An 18,381-nucleotide genomic window follows, 5' to 3' on the forward strand; every position below is an offset into this window, starting at 1 on the left:
ACATCGCCCAAAAGTATGGCACGACATCTAGCGCAAAACGGCCGAAGGCGGTGATTTCCACGGTGGCGCAATGGTCGGTGCCCCGAAGTAATAGCCCTGCAGGCAGTCGATGCCGCTGTCGATCAGGAAACTGGCGTCGTCCGCCGTTTCGACCATTTCCGCCACCGTGAACATATCGAAATGCTGGGCGATGGACATCAGCGCCTGCGTCAGCACCTGATTGTCGGGATGGATCGAGATTTCGCGGATGAACTGGCCGTCGATCTTGATCATGTCGAAGCAGAAATCCCGCAGATACCGGAAAGATGTATAGCCCGCGCCAAAATCGTCAAGCGCAAGGCTGATCCCGTATCGCTGCACTTCCCGCATGAACGTCTTGACCTCGTCCGGCAGGCCCATGGCCGAGCTTTCGGTGATTTCCAGGATCAGCCGTTCGCCCGCCTGCGGATCGTCAGCCACCCCCCGGCGCAGGGTATCCATCCAGGCGGGATAGCCGATGGACCGCGCCGACATGTTGATGGACAGCCGCAGCGACGGCTCCTCGGACAGCGCCTTCAGGCCCAGCGACAGCGACAGGCAGTCGATCTGCCGGCCCAGTTCGGTGGTTTCGGCCACCGGCATGAAGTCGCGCAAGGGCACCATGCGGCCCGATTCGTCGATGATGCGGATCAGCCCCTCGTAAAAGGCCGGGCGGTTGGTCCGCTGCGCCTGAACGACAGGCTGGAAGGCCAGCACCCCGTTGCCCTTTTCGACCGCAAGCCTGACCAAGGGCATGGTCAGCCTGCTTTGCCGGTCCATCGCATATTCCAGCGGAGAGCCTTTTCCAGGCGGGTTCGCGTTGGTCACGTCAGCCCCTTGTCACGCAATCATTCCGTGTTCAGTGATAATGATAATCGCCTAATTTGCGGTAAACAGGCAGGGATTTCTGGGTAAAGGGTTAACAGGTGATGACCGACCGCTGTTCCTGGTGCGGGACCGACCCGCTTTATGTCGCCTATCACGACAGAGAATGGGGCGTTCCCGAACGCGACCCCCGCGCCTTGTGGGAAAAGCTGGTGCTGGACGGCTTTCAGGCAGGGCTGTCCTGGATCACCATCCTGCGCAAGCGCGACGCCTTCCGCGAGGAGTTCGAGGGCTTCGACCCCGAACGCGTGGCCCGCTGGGACGATGCGCGCATCGACCGCGCGTTGCAAAACCCCGGCATCATCCGCCATCGCGGCAAGATCGAATCAGCCGTGCGCGGCGCGCGGCGGTTCCAGGAGATCGAGGGGCAGGAGGGTTTCACCCCCTTCCTGTGGTCCTTCGTGGGCGGCGGGCCGATCCAGAACCGCTTCGCCAGCATGGCCGAAGTGCCGACCGCCACCCCGGAATCAACCGCCATGTCGAAGGCGTTGAAAAAGCGCGGCTTCAACTTTTGCGGGCCGGTCATCACCTATGCCTTCATGGAGGCGACGGGGATGGTGAACGACCATGTCACCACCTGCCATCGTCACGCGGCACTCAGTCGGCCACAAGCTGCCGGATGACGTCCTTGGCGGGCTCGCTGCTCCAGTCGGCCTCACCCAGCAGGCGGGCGACCTCGCGGCCCTCGCGGTCGATCAGGACGGTCACGGGCAGGCCCACGACGCCCATGTCGCGGGCCAGTTGCTGGCGCGGGTCCAGCAGGACGGGCAGGTTCTGCAACCCGGTCTCGTCATAGAACTTGTCGATGCGGTCAGGGGCGTTGCGGCCCGTCGCCACGGCCACGACCTCGAAATCCTCGCCCCCCATTTCGGACTGCAGGGCGTCCAGCGACGGCATCTCCTCGCGGCAGGGGGCGCACCAGGTGGCCCAGAAGTTCAGCAGCACGACCTTGCCCTTGTAATCGGCAAGTGTATGCGTGCCGCCCTTGGGGTCGGTGAATTTGACATCTGACACCGGCGCCGGTTCCTCGGTCGGGACCAGCTTGACCAGGCCCGCGTCCTTGGCGGCTTGCCAGTCCACCGCGCCCGCGAAGGCGGCGTTTGCACCGAAAAGCAGTGCCGTATAAAGCAGGGCGGAACGCAGCATGAAGACCTCCGAAGGACGCGCCTATGACCGACCGGCCGCAACAGGATTCCGCCAACAGCATGTGGGGCGGGCGCTTTGCCGCAGGTCCCGACGCGATCATGGAGGCGATCAACGCCTCGATCGGCTTCGACCGGCGGCTCTACGCCCAGGACATCCGGGGCAGCCGTGCCCATGCCGCCATGCTGGCTGCACAAGGCATCATCAGCACTAGCGATGCCGAGGCGATCAGGGAAGGCCTGCTCACCGTCTTGTCAGAGATCGAAGCGGGCGATTTCCCCTTTCGCACCGAACTTGAAGACATTCACATGAATGTCGAGGCGCGCCTGAAAGAGATCATCGGAGAGCCTGCGGGCCGTCTGCACACGGGCCGGTCCAGGAATGACCAGGTGGCGACGGATTTTCGCCTGTGGGTGCGCGACCAGTGCGACGGGGCCATCGAGGCTTTGCAGACCCTGATCCGCGCCGCCTTGTCGCAGGCCGAGGCGGGCGCGGATTGGGTCATGCCAGGCTTTACCCATCTGCAGACCGCGCAACCGGTGACCTGGGGCCATCACATGATGGCCTATGTGGAAATGTTCGGCCGGGACCTGTCGCGGTTCCAGGACGCTCGCAAGCGGATGAACGAATCGCCCTTGGGTGCCGCGGCACTTGCCGGGACCGGCTATCCCATCGACCGCCATGCGACCGCGCAGGCCCTGGGCTTTGACGCCCCCATGGCCAACAGCCTGGACGCCGTGTCGGATCGCGACTTCGCGCTGGAGTTCCTGTCGGCCGGCAGCATCTGCGCCGTCCACCTGTCGCGTCTGGCCGAGGAGCTGGTGATCTGGTCGTCGGCCCAGTTTCGCTTCGTGTCGATGTCTGATAAGTGGTCCACCGGGTCGTCGATCATGCCGCAGAAGCGCAACCCCGACGCGGCCGAGTTGATCCGCGCCAAGATCGGCCGCATCCTGGGGGCGACCGTCGCGCTGTTCACGGTGATGAAGGGCCTGCCGCTGGCCTATTCCAAGGACATGCAGGAAGACAAGGAACAGGTCTTCGACGCCGCCGACAGCCTGATGCTGGCCTTGGCCGCAATGGCGGGGATGCTGTCCGACCTGACCGCCAACCGCGACAGGATGGAGACTGCGGCGGCCTCGGGCTTCTCGACCGCGACGGATCTGGCCGACTGGCTGGTCCGCGAACTGGGCCTGCCCTTCCGCGACGCCCATCACGTCACCGGATCGCTGGTGGCCCTGGCCGAGAAGAAGGGCTGCGACCTGCCCGACCTGACGCTGGATGATATGCAAGGGGTCCACGCGGGCATTACCGATAAAGTCTTTGGCGTGTTGGGCGTTCACAATTCCGTCGCCTCGCGGCAAAGCTATGGCGGCACGGCGCCCGATCAGGTGCGCGCGCAAATCACCCGCTGGAAAGGAAAACTGGCATGAAATGGATTGCAATTCTGGCGGTGGCAGCCGTGACGGCCTGCGGCGTTGACGGCCCGCCCGAGCGTCCGGCGGCGCCCAAGACCGCGCCGAAGTCCAACGTCTCGATTTCCGGCCATGCCACGATGGGCGTCATTACGGAACTGTAATGGATCATTTCAACTATCACGGCGGAGAGCTTTGTGCCGAAGATGTGCCCTTGTCGCGCATCGCCGCGCAGGTGGGGACGCCCGTCTATGTCTATTCGGCGGCGACCCTGACGCGGCATTTCGGGCTGTTCCGCCAAGCGCTTGACTGGACGGATCACCTGGTCTGCTTTGCCGTGAAGGCCAACAGCAACCTGGCGGTGCTGAAGCTGCTGGGCGGTCTGGGCGCGGGAATGGACGTGGTGTCGGGCGGCGAATACGCGCGCGCCAAGGCGGCGGGCGTTCCGGGCGACCGGATCGTCTTTTCCGGCGTGGGCAAGACCCTGGCCGAGATGCGCATGGCCATCGAAGGCGGCATCCGCCAGTTCAACCTGGAATCCGAGCCCGAGATGCGCGCGCTGTCGGCCCTTGCCTCCAGCATGGGCGCGACGGTTCCGGTGGCGGTGCGCGTGAACCCCGACGTGGACGCCAAGACGCACGAGAAGATCGCGACCGGCAAGTCCGAGAACAAGTTCGGCATCCCCATCGCCCGCGCGCGCGAGGTCTATGCCGAGGCGGCGTCGCTGCCGGGCCTGCAAGTGGTCGGCGTCGATGTGCATATCGGCAGCCAGTTGACCGACCTGGACCCCTATCGCGCGGCCTATGCCAAGGTCGCCGACCTGACCCGCGCCTTGCGCGCGGACGGCCATGCCATCATCCGGCTGGATCTGGGTGGCGGCCTGGGCATCCCCTATCGCCGCGACAACAACGCGCCCCCCTTGCCCATCGAATACGGCCAGGTGATCCGCGACACGGTGGGCGACCTGGGCTGCGAGATCGAGATCGAGCCGGGCCGCAACATCGTCGGCAATGCCGGGGTGCTGTTGTCGCAGGTGATCTATGTGAAAGAGGGCGAGGGGCGCGACTTCCTGATCGTGGACGCGGCCATGAACGACTTGGCGCGTCCGGCGATGTATGGTGCGCATCACGACATCGTGCCGGTAAAGGAAGCGGCGGTGGGCGGGCCGGTCCGCCCCTTTGACGTGGTGGGTCCGGTCTGCGAATCGGGCGACACGTTCCAGAAGGGGGCCGAACTGCCTGCGATGGCGGCGGGCGACCTGATCGCCTTCCGGTCGGCGGGGGCCTATGGGGCGGTCATGGCCTCGGAATACAACTCGCGTCCCCTGGTGCCCGAGGTTCTAGTGCAAGGCGATCACTTCGCCGTCATCAGGGCACGCCCGACATATGAGGATATGCTGGCCCGGGATAGCATCCCGGAATGGCTTTGACGCGGCACCAGTCCGATCCGTCGCAGCCGGGGGTCTTCCACCCCCGGACCCCCGAGGATATTTTCGTGAAGAAGACAGGGCCGGTCGCACGCGCCCTGCACCTGACCCGCTGGGGGATGGTGTGGGAACAGGCGGCGCGCGCCTTTTGGCCGCTGGCGACGGTGCTGGCACTGGTCTTTGCCGCCTTCTCGCTTGGCGTGGTGGCCCTGGTGCCGGGTCCGGTCCTGCCCTGGCTGGCGGGCGCGGTGCTGCTGGCACTGATGGGGGCGGCGATCCGGGGCGGGATGCGATTCCGCCGGGTGCGCGTGACCGATGCCGTGGACCGGCTGGACAGGACCCTGCCCGGGCGTCCGTTGGCCGCGCTGACCGACAGCGCGGCAATAGGCGGCGAGGGCGCCTTGTGGCAGGCCCATCTGGCACAGATGCAGGCCCGTGCGGCGCTTGCCCGGCCGGTGCGTCCCGATGCGGACCTGACACGGCGCGATCCCTTTGCCCTGCGACTGGCGGGGCTGGTGGCCCTGGTCATGGCGCTGATCTTTGGCGGCGCGGCGCAGATGGGCCAGGGGATCGAGGCGCTTGCCGCGACCGTGTCCCGCCCCGTCGCGACCGATGCCGTGCCGACGGGACCAAGCTGGGAGGGCTGGGCCGAACCCCCCGCCTATACCCGCCGCCCGACGATCTATCTGAACGCCCTGGCCGAGGGGCAGGTGCTGGAACTGCCCAAGGGCAGCGCCGTCACGTTTCGACTGTATGGCGATGGCGCCGCCGTCACGCAGGACATCGGCCCGGAAATAGGCGAGGATCCGCAGGCGCCGGGTTTTCGTGCCGAAACCTCGGGGGTTATCGAGGTGGCCGGGCGGCGTTTCGACGTGACGGTCCTGCCCGACAATTCCCCTGTCATCCGTGCGGGCGCCCAACCCGTGCGGCGCGCCGATGGCAAGATGGTGCAGGACTTCAGCGCCGGGGACGATCACGGCATTGCCTCTGGCCAGGCGGTGATCGCGCTTGACCTGCCGTCCGTGGACCGCCGCTTTGGCCTGGCCATCGACCCGGAGCCACGCCCCCTGGTCGAACTTGCGCTGCCCCTGCCGCGCGGCGACCGGCGGATGGTTCAGGGACAACTGACCGAGGATCTGTCGCGCCATCCTTGGGCGAACCTGCCGGTTAACGTCAGCCTGCGCGCCCTGGACGGGATCGAGCAGGTGGGCGAAGCGCAGCCGATGCAGACCGTCCTGCCGGGGCGGCGTTTCTTCAACCCCCTGGCTGCTGCATTGATCGAGATGCGGCGCGATCTGCTGTGGTCGCGTCAGAACGCGGGCCGCAGCGCCGAGATCCTGCGGGCGGTGACCTGGCAGCCGCAGGGATTCGTCGAACAGCCGCTGTATCTGGAGTTACGCGGCGCCGTGACCCTGCTGGAAGGCGATCCCCTGACCGACAAGGCCCGCGACGACTTGGCCGAGGCACTGTGGCAGGCGGCGATCCAGTTGGAGGACGGCGGCCTGTCCGATGCCTTGGAACGGATGCGCCAAGCCCAGGAGAAGCTGTCCGAAGCGATCCGCAACGGCGCCAGTCCCGATGAAATCCAGCGGCTGATGGACGAGTTGAAGGCGGCGACGGACGCCTATACCGAGATGCTGGCACAGCAGGGGGAACAGCAGGATCCCTCTGAACGGTTTGCCGAAGGTCAGCCGGGCCAGCAGATCACCAGCGACCAGATCCAGCAGATGATGGACGAAATCCAGCGGCTGATGAACGAGGGCCGCATGGCCGAGGCCCAGGAATTGCTGGAACAGTTCAACCGCATGATGGAGAATCTGCAGGTCCGCCAGTCCCAGGGCGGGCAGGGCCAGGAAGGCAGCAGCGGCAACCAGCCGATGAACCGCCTGGCCGATACCCTGCGCGAACAACAGCAACTGTCGGACGAGGCGTTCCGCGATATGCAGGATCAGTTCGGCCAGGGGCAGATGGGCCAGCCTTCGCCCAATGCGGAAGGCCTGGCCCAACGCCAGCAGCAGTTGCGCAATGAACTGGGCCAGCAGCAAGGCCTGTTGCCTGGCCAGGGATCGCCCGGCGGTGATCAGGCGCGCCGTCAACTGGACGAGGCAGGCCGCGCGATGGAGGATGCCGAACAGGCACTGCGCGACGGCGATACCGGCGGCGCGCTGCAACGCCAGGCCGATGCGATCGAGGCCATGCGCGAAGGGATGCGCGCGCTTGGCGACATGATGGCCCAGCAGCAGGGGCAGCAAGGACAGCAAGGCCAGCAGCAGGGACAGGAAGGCCAGCAGCCCGGCGGCGGCGACCGGGCCGGGGAAGGTCAGACCATGGGCCAGCGTCCCGCCCTGGATCCCCTGGGCCGTCAGCGCAGCGGCAATGGCAACGTCATCGCCGGGGGCGATCCCCTGGCCGAGGGCGTTGATCCGGCCCAACGCGCCCGCGACCTGCTGGATGAAATCCGCCGACGCAGCGGCCAGGCCGAGCGGCCCCAGGACGAACGCGATTACCTAGGCCGGCTGCTGGATCGGTTCTGATCAGCGGATCAGGCCGCCCGCACGGTCCTGTAACCAAAACCGCGCCCCGTCCAGGTCGGCGCGGAATTGCATCAGGCCATCGCCCCAGGCACCCCTGTTGGCCAGCATGGGGGCCAGCAGATACAGCGCCACGATCCCCGCAGCCAGCATCACGGCCAGGCCAAAGCCCGCCCCATAGCCGCCCCGCTTGCGACTGGTCCCGGCCCTGGCGGGGGGGGCGTCCTGCCTGTCAGGCGCCGGGGCCGGTTCGTTGACGACTGCTGCCGGGACGAGTGTTGCCCGGGCGTGCCGCGCGGGGGCAGGCGGCACCGGTGCGGGTTCCGGCGGGGCGGGATCGACGGGCCGGGGATCCTGATGCCGGGTGATGGTCGTGGCGGGCCATTCGGGATCGGTGGCGGGACGCTGCGCCGGGGCAGGTTTGGCAGGCGTGGGTTCGCCGTCATCGGCCGCACGGGCGCGACGTTCGTGTTCGACCTCATCCCTCAGGATGTCCAGCACGCTGGCGGGCAGGCGGCGGTTCAGCGGGGGCGGGTCTGCGGGCAGTTCCGCAGCCGCGCGGACCTGGGGATTGGACAAGGCCAGTCGCGGCGTGGCGTGCCAGACATTGCCGCAGGCGCTGCACTCGACCTCTCGCCCCTGCGCAGGGATGGCGTTGTCGGGAATGCGGTATTCCGCGGCACATCCGGGACAGATCAACCGTATTTCCGCCATTCCGACCCCTCGCATTCGCCTTGTGGCTGTTCTATCAAGCGCGGGGCCGGCTTCCAAGCCAGGCTGGAAAGAACGGGGGTTGCGCGTGATCGAGATGCGGGATGTCGGCTTCGGCTATCACGGGGGGGCCGAGCTGCTGTCGAACATGACGCTGACCCTGCAGCCGGGTATGTTTCATTTCCTGACCGGCCCCTCTGGGTCGGGCAAGACGACGCTGCTGCGGCTGTGCTATGCTGATCTGCTGCCCACGTCGGGGCAGATGACGGCCTTTGGCGACGATGTGCGGCAACTCACGCGCGACGGCATCGCCGACCTGCGCCGCCGGGTAGGGGTGGTTCACCAGGACACGCAGTTCCTGGATCACCTACCGGTGGCGGAAAACGTCGCCCTGCCGCTTTCGGTGTCGGGGCAGGCGGTGGATATGGACGCACTGCGCGACCTGCTGGGCTGGGTGGGGCTGACCCAGCACGCCCGCGCCATGCCGCCCTCCCTGTCGGGGGGCGAACGCCAGCGCGCGGCACTTGCCCGCGCGGTGATCCTGTCGCCGGACCTGGTGCTGGCGGACGAACCCACGGGCAACCTGGATTGGGATATGTCGGTCCGGCTGATGCAGTTGCTGATCGAGTTGAACAAGTCGGGCAAGACCGTTCTGGTCGCAACCCATGACCTGAACCTGATCCGCGCGGCCAAGGCGCAGGTTGCGGCGCGCGTGTTGCGGATCGCGAACGGGGCATTGCATCTGGCGGGGGCCGATCTGTGAAGCGGACTGATTTTCGGACATTGAACCTGCGCGCCTTGTGGCAAGGCCTGATGCGCGACGGCGGGACCGGCGACCGGATCGTGCCGCCCACCGGCTTTACCGCGCAACTGACGCTGTTCGCAGCCGCCGCCATGGCCTTTCTGGCGGTCTTTGCCCTGGCCCTGGCCTTGGCAACGGGGCGGCTGTCCGACCGCTGGGCCAGCGAACTGGCGGGATCCGTGACGGTGCGGGTCAGCGCGCCCCTGGATGAACAGGCCACGGCGACCCAGGCGACCATGCAGATCCTGGCGACAACACCCGGGGCTGGCCAGCCGCGCCTGCTGCCTGCGGATGAGGTCGCGGCCCTGCTGACCCCCTGGTTCGGCCCCGATATGCCGGTCGATGCCCTTCCGGTGCCGTCCCTGATCGAACTGCCCATCGCGGGCGAGGATTTCAACCCCCAGGGCCTGCGCCTGCGGCTGGAGGCCGAGGCGCCGGGTGCGACCCTTGACGATCACACCGAATGGCGCCGTCCCCTGGTCACGGCGGCCAACCGGCTGCGGATGATGGGCATCGTGTCGCTGCTGCTGATCGGGGCGGCCTCGGCATCCATGATCACGTTGGCTGCCAAGGCGGCCCTGGCCGCGAACGGGCAGGTGATCCGGGTGCTGCGCCTGATCGGGGCGCGCGACATCACCATTGCCACCGCCTTTGTGCGCCGGTTCACCAAGCGCGCGGCGGTGGGGGCGACCGTTGGCACCCTGTTCGGCATGGCGGGCATCGCCATGCTGCCGGGCATGGACGCGGCGGGCGGGTTCCTGACCGGGCTTGGCTTTCAAGGCTGGGGCTGGCTGCTGCCCCTGCTGATCCCGGTGGTGGCCGCCGCCGTCGGCTTCTTCGCCACCCGCTGGGCGGCGCTGAAGATGCTGGGGGCGGTGCGATGACGGTCCGGGCGGCATCGCCCACCCCCGGTCCGCTGACGCCCTGGCAATATGTGCAGAACGTGCTTTATTACATCCATGTCGCCCTGGCGACGGTGGTGATCGGACTGCTGGGCCTGCCCGCGCTTTTGCGCGATGGCCGCGCCGGGGCGAACCGGGTCGCGACGCGCTGGATCGGATATATGCTGTGGGCCGCGCGGCTGCATCTGGGCATCAGTTGCGAAGTGCGCGGCACCCCGCCCACCGAAGATTGCATCATCGCCGCCAAGCACCAGTGCTTCCTGGATATCCTGGTCATTGCCCATGCGGTTCCCCGCCGCGCCTTCATCATGAAGCGAGAGGTGATGCGCGTGCCGATCATGGGCTGGTATGCCTGGAAGGTCGGCTGCATCCCCATCGACCGGACCAAGGGCCGCGACGCCATGCGCGCCATTTCCAGCGAGATCAACCGGCGGATCACGGGCGAAGGGCTGGGCCAGTTGATCATCTATCCCGAGGGCACGCGCACCAAGCCGGGCGAACGGCGCCCCTATAAGCACGGGGTCAGCACGATCCGGGCGGGCACCGGCCTGCCGGTGGTGCCGGTGGCGGTCAATACCGGCCTGTTCTGGCCGCGCAAGGGATGGGGTATCCGCCCCGGCCGCGCGGTGGTGGAATTCCTGCCCGTCGTTCCCTCCGAGGTTCCCGCCGAAGGCTTCGTCCCCCGCCTGGAAGCCGAGCTCGAGACCCATTCCGACCGCCTGATGGCCGAGGCGGGGTTCGTCCATCAGGTCGATGCTGCCTGACCGCGCGCTCAGGCGGCCAAGCTTTTGGACCCCATGTCCAGGAATTTCTGACGCCGGTCCCGGATCAGGTCAGCGGGCTTCTTGCCGTCCAGTTCGGCCAGCATTGCGGCGATCTCCTCGCCGACGGCCTTGATGACGGCGGCGGGGTCGCGCTGCGCGCCGCCCACGGGTTCGCCGATGATGCGGTCGATCACGCCCAGCTTTTTCAGATCCTGCGCGGTCAGGCGCAGTGCCTCGGCCGCGTCGCGCATCCGTTCGGCATCCTTCCACAGGATCGAGGCGCAGCCCTCGGGCGAGATCACCGAATAGATCGAATGTTCCAGCATGGCGATGCGGTTGGCCGTGGCGAATGCCACCGCACCGCCCGACCCGCCTTCGCCGATGATGACGCTGACCAGCGGCACGCCGATCTCCAGGCATTTCTGTGTTGAGCGGGCGATGGCCTCGGACTGGCCGCGTTCCTCGGCGCCCTTGCCGGGATAGGCGCCCGGGGTATCCACCAGCGTGATGACCGGTAGCCTGAAGCGATGCGCCAGATCCATCAGCCGGATCGCCTTGCGGTATCCCTCGGGGCGCGCCATGCCGAAGTTGTGGTGGATGCGCGTCTTGGTGTCGTTGCCCTTTTCGTGGCCGATCACCACGCAGGGCGCGTCGTTGAAGCGCGCAAGGCCACCCATCACCGCGTGATCGTCGCCAAAGACGCGGTCGCCTGCCAGGGGCGTGTATTCGGTGAAAAGCGCATCAATGTAATCGCGGCAATGGGGACGGTCGGGATGGCGCGCAACCTGCGTCTTGCGCCAGGGATCCAGCGATTTGTAGAGATCGCGCAGCAGGTCGCCGGATTTCCGGTCAAGCGCCGCCGCTTCTTTTTCGACATCCACGGTGTTTTCGGATTTGCGGGCCAAGGCGCGAAGCTCCTCGGCCTTGCCCTCGATGTCGGCAAGCGGCTTTTCGAAATCCAGATAGACCATGCGGGGTGTGCCTTTGGGCTGTTCGGTTTGCGCTCCTATATGATCGCAGGGGCGTGGGATTGCAACGGAGGCCGGGGGTTTCACACCCCCGGACCCCCGTGGGATATTTTCGTGAAGAAGATCAGGGAAGGATCTCGACCGTCGTGCCAATGCGGGCAGCGGCGTAAAGTTCGCCGATTTCGGCGTCCGAGATGGCGATGCAGCCTGCCGTCCAGTCGCCGGGCAGGATTTCGCCGCCGGGCCGCTGATTGGGCTGGCCGTGGATGAAGATGTCGCCGCCGGGATCGACACCCAGGGCCGCGGCGCGCGCCCGGTCCTGTGGTCGGGGGTAATCCAGGCCCAGTGACAGATGATAGGCGCTGCCCGGGTTCATCCGGTCGATGGTGAACGTTCCCTCGGGCGTTTTGCCATCGCCCTGCTGGCGCTTGTCTCCGTTCGGCGCGAAGCCAAGGGCGATGCGATAGGTCTTCAGCGGCCGGCCGTCGCGGAAGGCGGTCATGCGGCGGTCGGATTTCCGGATCACGATATGATCCACCGGCCCGGCCAGCCGCGTCGTCAGCGGCGGGACGGGGAGGGGGCGCGGGGGCGCCAGCATGATCCATGTCGCCGCCAGCAGGAACAGTGCCATCAGGGCCGAAAAGAGGCGGGCCAGCCCCCTCATTGCAGGTCGGCGAAGGCGTCTTGCAGGCGCGCCACAGCCTCGGTCACGCGGGCGCGAGGGGTGGCGATGTTGAAGCGCAGGAAGGTCTCGCCCCCCAAGCCGAAGGTGGCGCCGTGGTTGGCGGCGATGCGGGCGGCCTTTTCGACGCGGGCGGTGAATTCGGCAGGCGCCATGCCCGTGCCCGAGAAATCGACCCAGGACAGGTATGTTGCCTGCAAGGGCATGGACCGCAGGCCGGGGATCGCGCTGATGCCGTCGTCGAAGATCCGCCGGTTGCCGTCGATGTAATCCACAAGCCCGTCGACCCAGGCCGCGCCCTCGGGCGAATAGGCGGCGGCCACCATGTCCATTCCGAACAGGCCCGGAGAGATGCCGCGCGCCATCAACGCCGCCTTGAAGCGGTCCCGCAGCGCCTTGTCCGCGATGATCGCGTTGCCGATATGGGCGCCGGCGATGTTGAAGGTCTTGGTGGCAGCAGTCAGCGTGACCAGCCGGTCCGCGATGTCCGGGCAGACGGTTGCGGTGACGCTGTGCTTGTGGCCGGGCATCACCAGGTCGCAATGGATTTCGTCCGACACCAGGATCAGGTCGTGGCGGATGCAGAAATCGGCCACCTGGCGCAGTTCCCCGGGCGTCCAGACACGGCCGCCGGGATTGTGGGGGGAACACAGGATCAACAGTTTTTCCTTGCCCGTCAGACGGCGTTCCCAGGCGTCCCAGTCCATGCGGTAAAGGCCGCCATCCTGCGCCAGGGGCAGTTCCACCAGATCCCGCCCCGCTGCGCGGATTACGCGGGCAAAGGCGTGATAGACAGGCGACATCACGATCACGCCGTCGCCGGGCTGCGTATAGGTGTCCAGTGCCATCGCCACCCCGTTGACCAGACCGGCACAGGTCAGAATCCAGCCGGTCTCGATCTGCCAGCCGTGGCGGTGTGCCATCCACCACTGGATCGCGTCCAGATATCCGGGGTTCGTGCCGGGATAGCCATAAACGCCGTGAGCCGCGACGGCCTCGACCGCGCGCTGCACGGCGGCCGGCGGGCGAAAGTCCATGTCGGCCACCCACATCGCCAGCCCGCCGTCATCGGGCGATACGCCGTAAGCCGCCTGCATGTCGTCCCACTTGGAACATTGCGTGCCCACGCGGTCGATGATCTGGTCGAAATTGGGTCTGGTCATGGTCCTGCCTGTGCGCTGTTTTCCCCTGCATACGCCGCTTGTTGCTTATGGTGAAGCCTTGCCCTAAATCGCGAAGGATGAGCAGCCTGCGTCCTATCCTGATCCATCCCGACCCGCGCCTGAAGAAGGTCTGCGACCCCGTGGCCCGCATCACCCCGGATATCGAGGCCCTGGCTGCCGATATGCTGGCCACGATGTATGACGCGCCGGGCGTAGGGCTGGCCGCGCCGCAGGTGGGGATCATGTCGCGTATCTTCGTGATGGACGCGACCCGCGATCCCGAGGCCGAGCGCCGCCCCCTGGTGCTGGTCAACCCCGAGGTGACATGGGAATCCGAGGAACTGAACACCTATGAGGAAGGCTGCCTGTCGATCCCCGAGCAATACGGCGATGTGACGCGCCCCAAGCAGGTGCGGCTGCAATGGCTGGGCTTGGACGGCAAGACGCATGAGGAGGAGTTCGACGGGCTGTGGGCCACCTGCGCCCAGCACGAATTGGACCATCTGAACGGGATCCTGTTCATCGACCACCTGTCCGCCATCAAGCGCCAGATGATCACTCGCAGGATGGTCAAGCTGAAGCGGGAAAAGGGCCGGGCTTCTTGACCGTACGTGCCTTTCTTCCTTATGCCGACCGGCGCCTGCATATCCCCGCCGATTCGGTCGAGGCCGTGACCGAGACGGTGCGGATGATCTGGGACGACATGGTGGACACGATGGAGGCCATGCCGGGAGTGGGCCTGGCCGCGCCGCAGATCGGCATCATGCTGCGGCTGGCGGTGGTGGATGCGTCTGACAAGCGCGGGCAGGCGGTCAGGATGGCCAATCCCGAAGTGCTGCATTCCAGCGTTCAGTTCCGCAGCCATGAAGAAGCCAGCCCCAACCTGCCCGGCGTATCCGCCCCGATCAGCCGCCCGCGTGCGGTGACGGTGCGGTTCGTGAACGAGGCGGGCGAAGTCGAGGATCGCGACTTCGTGGGCCTGTGGGCAACAAGCGTGCAGCACCAGATCGACCATCTGGACGGGCGGATGTATGTCGATCACTTGTCGCCCCTGCGGCGCAAGATGCTGGTCGCGAAATCGGCCAAGCTGGCGCGGCGGTGAAAGACCGGGGGCCAGCCCCCGGGCCCCCGGGATATTTGACACCAAGCTGAAAGGGCTGCCGATGCGGGTGATTTTCATGGGAACGCCCGAGTTTTCGGTGCCTGCGCTGCGGGCGATTGCTGCGCGGCACGAGGTCGTGGCTGTCTATTCGCAACCGCCCCGCGCCGCCGGGCGGGGGCAGAAGTCGCGCCTTTCGGCGGTTCATGGGGCTGCCGAAGAGTTGGGCATCGACGTTCGCACGCCGCTGCGGTTGCGCGACTCCGCAGATCAGCAGGCCTTTGCGGCGCTTGAGGCGGATGTGGCGGTGGTGGTTGCTTACGGCCTGATCTTGCCGCAGGCGGTGCTGGATGCGCCACGGTTGGGTTGCCTGAACATCCACGCCTCGCTTTTGCCGCGATGGCGGGGGGCGGCGCCGATCCATCGGGCGGTGATGGCGGGCGATGCGGAAACCGGGGTGGCGATCATGCAGATGGAGGCGGGGCTGGATACCGGGCCGGTGCTGGCCGAGGCGCGCACGGCCATCGGGGCCGAGGAGACGACCGCAGACCTGCATGACCGGCTGTCGGTCATGGGTGCGGATCTGATCGTCGACGTGCTGGCCCGGCTGCCGCTGCCGGCGGTGCCTCAAGCGGCGGAAGGCGTGACCTATGCCGCCAAGATCGACAAGGCCGAGGCGCGGGTGGACTGGACCCGCCCCGCAGCCGAGGTGGATCGGCTGATCCGGGGTCTGTCGCCCTTTCCGGGCGCCTGGTGCGAGATTGCGGGCGAACGGGTCAAGCTGCTGCGCAGTCGGGTTGCTCCAGGGCAGGGGGCGCCGGGCAAGGTTCTGGAGGGATTTACGATCGCTTGTGGCAATGGCGCGGTCGAGGTGCTGGAAGCCCAGCGGTCGGGAAGGAAGCCTATGGCAGCGCAGGAGTTGCTGCGCGGGTGGGAGCTTCCCGGGCGGCTGGAATAGCGGCCTGAAGGGGCGGACCCCCATCAGGCCGACTTTCTCATGCGGCCCGCTTTAACCAAGCGGCGCGCGTCAGATCGCGCCGTGGCAGTGCTTGAACTTGTTGCCCGATCCGCAGGGGCAGGGGTCGTTCCGTGACGGGTTGCCCCAGGTGCTCACATCGTTTTCGTCAAAACCCTGGACCAGCGGTTCGGGCTTTCCCGCGTCATCGTCGGACTGGCGGTCGGCGCCATGTTCCATGGTCAGGTGTTCCTGCGACGCCTTTTGCTGCTGGGCCATCTGGCGCAGCATATCCTCGCGTTCCGCCTCGGTCAGGGGGCGGATTTGCGCAAGGCGCTGTGTCACGTCAAGGCGCAGCCCGTCCAGCATGGTTTCGAACAGCTGGAAGGCCTCGGTCTTGTATTCCGACAAGGGGTCGCGCTGCGCATAGCCGCGAAAGCCCACGACCGAGCGCAGGTGTTCCAGCGTCAGCAGGTGGTCGCGCCATTTCCCGTCGATCATCTGCAACAGCACCTGCTTTTCGATGTTGCGCATGTTTTCCGGCCCGAAGGCCTGGGCCTTGTCCGCCTGATAGGTATCAGTCGCCTTTTCGATGCGCTCGCGGATCGCGTCCTGGTCCACGCCTTCCTCGGCCGCCCAGTCGGCGACGGGCAGGTTCATGTTAAGCCGTTCGCGGACGGCGGTCTTCAACCCCTCCAGATCCCATTGCTCGGGATAGGATTTCGGCGGCATGAATTCGTCGATCAAGTCATCGATCACCTGATGGCGCATGTCGGCGGTGATCTCTCCGACCTCGGTGCTGTCCATGATCTCGCGGCGCTGGCTGAAGATCGCCTTGCGCTGATCGTTCATCACATCGTCGAATTTCAGCAATTGCTTGCGGATGTCGAAGTTGCGGCCCTCGACCTTGGCCTGGGCGCGTTCCAGCGACTTGTTGACCCAAGGGTGGACGATGGCCTCGCCTTCCTTCATGCCCAGGGTGGACAGGACCTTGTCCAGCCGTTCCGACCCGAAGATGCGCATCAGGTCGTCGTCCAGAGACAGGAAGAACAGCGACCGGCCCGGATCGCCCTGGCGCCCGGAACGGCCGCGCAACTGGTTGTCGATCCGGCGGCTTTCGTGGCGTTCGGTGCCCAGCACGAACAGCCCGCCCGAGGCCAGCACCTTTTCCTTGTCGGCGGCGTGTTCGGCCTCGATCCGGGCGCGGATTTCGTCGGGGTTCGCCTCGGGGTCGGCCGCAAGCGCAGCCAGCACCTTCATTTCCACATTGCCGCCCAACTGGATGTCGGTCCCGCGACCGGCCATGTTGGTGGCGATGGTGACGGCGCCCGGCTTGCCTGCGTCGGCCACGATCTGCGCCTCGGCCTCGTGCTGGCGGGCGTTCAGGACGTTGTGGGGGATGTTCTGCTTCTTGAGCAGATCGGACAGCATTTCCGATTTCTCGATGCTGGTGGTGCCGACCAGGGTGGGCTGGCCCTTGGCATAGGCTTCCTTGATCGCCTCGATCACGGCGGCGTACTTTTCCTGCGCCGTGCGATAAACCCGGTCATGTTCGTCGATACGCGCGATGTTGCGGTTGGTCGGAACCTCGACCACGCCCAGCTTATAGATTTCGGCGAATTCCTCGGCCTCGGTCGCGGCGGTGCCGGTCATCCCGGCCAGCTTGCTGTAAAGGCGGAAATAGTTCTGGAATGTGACGCTGGCCAGGGTCACGTTTTCGGGCTGGATCGTCACGCCTTCCTTGGCCTCGATTGCCTGGTGCAACCCGTCGGACAGGCGGCGGCCCTTCATCATGCGGCCGGTGAATTCGTCGATCAGCATCACCTCGCCGTCGCGGACCATGTAATGCTGGTCCTTGTTGAACAGCTTCCAGGCGCGAAGGGCCTGGTTGGCGTGATGGACGATGGTCGTCGATTCCGGATCATAAAGCGTCTGCCCCTCGGGCAGGATGCCGTCGGCCTGCAGGCGACGTTCCAGGAATTCGTTGCCTTCCTCGGTAAAGGTGGCGTTGCGGGCTTTTTCGTCCAGCTTGTAATGCTCTTCGGTCAGCAGCGGGATGTACTGGTTCAGCGTCACATACAGCTCGCTGCGGTCCTGGCTGGGGCCAGAGATGATCAAGGGCGTGCGCGCCTCGTCAATCAGAATCGAGTCCACCTCGTCCACGATGGCGAAGTTGTGGCCGCGCTGGACCATTTCCTCGACGCTGCCCTTCATGTTGTCGCGAAGGTAATCGAAGCCCAGTTCGTTGTTCGTGGCATAGGTCACGTCGGCGGCATAGGCGGCGCGCTTTTCCGGTTCCGCCTGGAAGGGATAAACGACGCCCGTGGTCATGCCCAGCTGGCGGAACACCTTGCCCATCCAGTCGGCGTCGCGTTTTGCCAGGTAATCGTTGACGGTGACGATGTGGACGCCCTTGCCGGTCAGCGCGTTCAAATAGGCGGGAAAGGTCGCGACCAGGGTCTTGCCTTCGCCCGTCTTCATTTCGGCGATATTGCCCTGGTGCAGGAAGATGCCGCCCATCACCTGCGTATCGAAGGCCCGCAGGCCAAGGGCGCGGCGGGCACCCTCGCGGCAGTTGGCAAAGGCTTCGGGCAGGATGTCGTCCAGGCTTTCGCCCGCCGCCACGCGTCCCTGGAATTCGCGGGTCTTGTCGATCAGTTGCTGATCGGTCAACGGGCGGAACTGATCCTCCAATGCGCTGACCCGGGCCACCAGCCCGCGCGTTCCCTTGACCTTGCGGTCATTGGGGCTTCCAAAGACCTTCTTCGCCAGATTACCGATGCCGAGCATACAAACCTTCGCAATCACGTTGTTGGGAAAGGCGGACGCGGCCGGGCCTACTTGCCGCGACCTGCCGCATTGCCGTATCAGGGGCCTGAACGAAAGCGGCGGCGGCGCCTTCCACGGAGTTGGACCGGGA

General features: G+C 66.2%; 18 protein-coding genes. 11 read left to right on the plus strand and 7 right to left on the minus strand.

The genetic code is table 11. The annotated features are described in order from the left end of the window. Nucleotides 1–27: 27 nt before the first annotated feature. A complete protein-coding gene (locus tag Q5701_RS00730) occupies nt 28–798 on the minus strand; it encodes an EAL domain-containing protein (protein WP_306755489.1) in 771 nt (256 codons plus the stop codon). Between the two features lie 149 nt (nt 799–947). Between Q5701_RS00730 and Q5701_RS00735 the strand changes: the two genes are divergently transcribed. Then, nucleotides 948–1,526: a DNA-3-methyladenine glycosylase I gene (locus Q5701_RS00735; protein WP_306753266.1), complete on the plus strand. Its 579-nt coding sequence runs from the start codon at nt 948–950 to the stop codon at nt 1,524–1,526. On the opposite strand, the gene Q5701_RS00740 is transcribed toward Q5701_RS00735, so the two are convergent. Continuing rightward, nucleotides 1,501–2,049 (minus strand): TlpA disulfide reductase family protein, encoded by a 549-nt coding sequence (locus tag Q5701_RS00740; RefSeq protein ID WP_306753267.1) that lies wholly within the window; start codon nt 2,047–2,049, stop codon nt 1,501–1,503. The two genes, Q5701_RS00735 and Q5701_RS00740, sit on opposite strands and share 26 nt — an antisense overlap. 23 nt (nt 2,050–2,072) lie before the next feature. On the opposite strand from Q5701_RS00740, the gene argH reads away from it, so the two are divergent. The 4 genes from argH to Q5701_RS00760 are packed head-to-tail and all read left to right on the plus strand — an operon-like array spanning nt 2,073 to nt 7,418. Next, entirely contained in the window at nt 2,073–3,476 is a 1,404-nt protein-coding gene (gene argH / locus Q5701_RS00745; RefSeq protein WP_306753269.1) for an argininosuccinate lyase, read from the plus strand. Next, nucleotides 3,473–3,622, plus strand: a complete 150-nt coding sequence (locus Q5701_RS00750; protein WP_306753270.1) for a hypothetical protein — start codon at nt 3,473–3,475, stop codon at nt 3,620–3,622. The genes argH and Q5701_RS00750 overlap by 4 nt, the downstream gene beginning before the upstream one ends. Beyond that, nucleotides 3,622–4,887 carry a diaminopimelate decarboxylase gene (gene lysA / locus Q5701_RS00755; protein ID WP_306753271.1) on the plus strand — a complete coding sequence of 422 codons (1,266 nt, stop codon included), beginning with the start codon at nt 3,622–3,624 and terminating at the stop codon, nt 4,885–4,887. The genes Q5701_RS00750 and lysA overlap by 1 nt, the downstream gene beginning before the upstream one ends. Further along, a complete protein-coding gene (locus Q5701_RS00760) occupies nt 4,878–7,418 on the plus strand; it encodes a DUF4175 domain-containing protein (protein WP_306753272.1) in 2,541 nt (846 codons plus the stop codon). Before lysA ends, Q5701_RS00760 begins: the two co-directional genes overlap by 10 nt. On the opposite strand, the gene Q5701_RS00765 is transcribed toward Q5701_RS00760, so the two are convergent. Then, complete coding sequence (locus Q5701_RS00765; RefSeq protein WP_306753273.1) at nt 7,419–8,129, minus strand: zinc-ribbon domain-containing protein; 711 nt, start codon at nt 8,127–8,129, stop codon at nt 7,419–7,421. An 85-nt stretch (nt 8,130–8,214) separates the two neighbouring features. On the opposite strand from Q5701_RS00765, the gene Q5701_RS00770 reads away from it, so the two are divergent. The 3 genes from Q5701_RS00770 to Q5701_RS00780 are packed head-to-tail and all read left to right on the plus strand — an operon-like array spanning nt 8,215 to nt 10,594. Next, on the plus strand, nt 8,215–8,889 hold the full coding sequence (locus tag Q5701_RS00770) for a cell division ATP-binding protein FtsE (protein ID WP_234854992.1): 675 nt from the start codon (nt 8,215–8,217) through the stop codon (nt 8,887–8,889). Next, nucleotides 8,886–9,812: a cell division protein FtsX gene (locus tag Q5701_RS00775; protein WP_306753274.1), complete on the plus strand. Its 927-nt coding sequence runs from the start codon at nt 8,886–8,888 to the stop codon at nt 9,810–9,812. Before Q5701_RS00770 ends, Q5701_RS00775 begins: the two co-directional genes overlap by 4 nt. Continuing rightward, nucleotides 9,809–10,594 (plus strand): lysophospholipid acyltransferase family protein, encoded by a 786-nt coding sequence (locus tag Q5701_RS00780; RefSeq protein ID WP_306753275.1) that lies wholly within the window; start codon nt 9,809–9,811, stop codon nt 10,592–10,594. The genes Q5701_RS00775 and Q5701_RS00780 overlap by 4 nt, the downstream gene beginning before the upstream one ends. A gap of 8 nt (nt 10,595–10,602) precedes the next feature. Here the strand turns inward: Q5701_RS00780 and Q5701_RS00785 are convergent, their stop codons facing one another. From Q5701_RS00785 to Q5701_RS00795, 3 genes are all read right to left on the minus strand, one after another. Then, complete coding sequence (locus tag Q5701_RS00785) at nt 10,603–11,565, minus strand: acetyl-CoA carboxylase carboxyltransferase subunit alpha (protein WP_306753276.1); 963 nt, start codon at nt 11,563–11,565, stop codon at nt 10,603–10,605. 121 nt (nt 11,566–11,686) lie between these two features. Continuing rightward, entirely contained in the window at nt 11,687–12,226 is a 540-nt protein-coding gene (locus Q5701_RS00790) for a L,D-transpeptidase family protein (RefSeq protein ID WP_306753277.1), read from the minus strand. Then, a complete protein-coding gene (locus Q5701_RS00795; protein WP_306753278.1) occupies nt 12,223–13,407 on the minus strand; it encodes a MalY/PatB family protein in 1,185 nt (394 codons plus the stop codon). The genes Q5701_RS00790 and Q5701_RS00795 overlap by 4 nt, the downstream gene beginning before the upstream one ends. A 77-nt stretch (nt 13,408–13,484) precedes the next feature. On the opposite strand from Q5701_RS00795, the gene def (Q5701_RS00800) reads away from it, so the two are divergent. From def (Q5701_RS00800) to fmt, 3 genes are all read left to right on the plus strand, one after another. Further along, complete coding sequence (gene def, locus Q5701_RS00800; RefSeq protein WP_306753279.1) at nt 13,485–14,012, plus strand: peptide deformylase; 528 nt, start codon at nt 13,485–13,487, stop codon at nt 14,010–14,012. Further along, nucleotides 14,009–14,509: a peptide deformylase gene (gene def / locus Q5701_RS00805; protein ID WP_306753280.1), complete on the plus strand. Its 501-nt coding sequence runs from the start codon at nt 14,009–14,011 to the stop codon at nt 14,507–14,509. The genes def (Q5701_RS00800) and def (Q5701_RS00805) overlap by 4 nt, the downstream gene beginning before the upstream one ends. Nucleotides 14,510–14,570: 61 nt before the next feature. Next, the gene (gene fmt, locus Q5701_RS00810) at nt 14,571–15,464 is read left to right on the plus strand and encodes a methionyl-tRNA formyltransferase (RefSeq protein ID WP_306753281.1); all 894 of its coding nucleotides are present in this window, start codon (nt 14,571–14,573) and stop codon (nt 15,462–15,464) included. A gap of 69 nt (nt 15,465–15,533) precedes the next feature. On the opposite strand, the gene secA is transcribed toward fmt, so the two are convergent. Continuing rightward, complete coding sequence (gene secA / locus Q5701_RS00815; RefSeq protein WP_306753282.1) at nt 15,534–18,251, minus strand: preprotein translocase subunit SecA; 2,718 nt, start codon at nt 18,249–18,251, stop codon at nt 15,534–15,536. Nucleotides 18,252–18,381: the final 130 nt, after the last annotated feature.

The organism is Paracoccus actinidiae, assembly GCF_030863885.1.
In the GTDB taxonomy this organism is placed as follows: domain Bacteria; phylum Pseudomonadota; class Alphaproteobacteria; order Rhodobacterales; family Rhodobacteraceae; genus Paracoccus; species Paracoccus everestensis.

What these genes read in the sequence shown, in the direction of transcription:
- Q5701_RS00785 (WP_306753276.1), bottom strand. Translation starts at nt 11,565, where the DNA reads ATGGTCTATCTGGATTTCGAAAAGCCGCTTGCCGACATCGAGGGCAAG.
- lysA (WP_306753271.1), top strand. Translation starts at nt 3,622, where the DNA reads ATGGATCATTTCAACTATCACGGCGGAGAGCTTTGTGCCGAAGATGTG.
- secA (WP_306753282.1), bottom strand. Translation starts at nt 18,251, where the DNA reads ATGCTCGGCATCGGTAATCTGGCGAAGAAGGTCTTTGGAAGCCCCAAT.
- Q5701_RS00735 (WP_306753266.1), top strand. Translation starts at nt 948, where the DNA reads ATGACCGACCGCTGTTCCTGGTGCGGGACCGACCCGCTTTATGTCGCC.
- fmt (WP_306753281.1), top strand. Translation starts at nt 14,571, where the DNA reads ATGCGGGTGATTTTCATGGGAACGCCCGAGTTTTCGGTGCCTGCGCTG.
- Q5701_RS00730 (WP_306755489.1), bottom strand. Translation starts at nt 798, where the DNA reads ATGGACCGGCAAAGCAGGCTGACCATGCCCTTGGTCAGGCTTGCGGTC.
- Q5701_RS00760 (WP_306753272.1), top strand. Translation starts at nt 4,878, where the DNA reads ATGGCTTTGACGCGGCACCAGTCCGATCCGTCGCAGCCGGGGGTCTTC.
- Q5701_RS00740 (WP_306753267.1), bottom strand. Translation starts at nt 2,049, where the DNA reads ATGCTGCGTTCCGCCCTGCTTTATACGGCACTGCTTTTCGGTGCAAAC.
- Q5701_RS00765 (WP_306753273.1), bottom strand. Translation starts at nt 8,129, where the DNA reads ATGGCGGAAATACGGTTGATCTGTCCCGGATGTGCCGCGGAATACCGC.
- Q5701_RS00750 (WP_306753270.1), top strand. Translation starts at nt 3,473, where the DNA reads ATGAAATGGATTGCAATTCTGGCGGTGGCAGCCGTGACGGCCTGCGGC.
- def (WP_306753279.1), top strand. Translation starts at nt 13,485, where the DNA reads ATGAGCAGCCTGCGTCCTATCCTGATCCATCCCGACCCGCGCCTGAAG.
- argH (WP_306753269.1), top strand. Translation starts at nt 2,073, where the DNA reads ATGACCGACCGGCCGCAACAGGATTCCGCCAACAGCATGTGGGGCGGG.
- Q5701_RS00780 (WP_306753275.1), top strand. Translation starts at nt 9,809, where the DNA reads ATGACGGTCCGGGCGGCATCGCCCACCCCCGGTCCGCTGACGCCCTGG.
- Q5701_RS00790 (WP_306753277.1), bottom strand. Translation starts at nt 12,226, where the DNA reads ATGAGGGGGCTGGCCCGCCTCTTTTCGGCCCTGATGGCACTGTTCCTG.
- Q5701_RS00795 (WP_306753278.1), bottom strand. Translation starts at nt 13,407, where the DNA reads ATGACCAGACCCAATTTCGACCAGATCATCGACCGCGTGGGCACGCAA.